This is a genomic window from Rhizobium sp. SVR5-2C (assembly GCF_056755115.1).
On sequence record NZ_JBNDHT010000355.1, the window covers coordinates 1 to 348 of the forward strand.

Annotated in this window: 1 protein-coding gene; it reads right to left on the minus strand. The window is 64.7% G+C overall.

The genetic code is table 11. From position 1 onward, the window contains the following. Window positions 1-348, minus strand: a 348-nt coding sequence (locus ACPYOI_RS36050) for an electron transfer flavoprotein subunit beta/FixA family protein (RefSeq protein WP_481424171.1), incomplete at both ends; no start/stop codon positions are given.

A 348-nucleotide genomic window follows, 5' to 3' on the forward strand; every position in this document is an offset into this window, starting at 1 on the left:
CTTGAGCTTCTCGACGAGCTCGGCGACCGACTTCACCTTGACGCCGGCCTTGCGGCCCGACGGCTCTTCGGTCTTCAGGACCTTGAGGCGCGGCTCGGTGGAGACGCCGAAATCGGCAGGAACCTTCTTGTCGAGCGGCTTCTTCTTGGCCTTCATGATGTTCGGCAGCGAGGCGTAGCGCGGTTCGTTGAGGCGCAGGTCCGTGGTGACGACGGCCGGCAGCTTGACTTCGATCGTCTGCAGGCCGCCATCGACTTCGCGGGTCACGGTCGCCTTGCCCTCACCGATCTCGATCTTCGAGGCGAAGGTCGCCTGCGAAATGCGCAGCAGTGCCGCCAGCATCTGGCC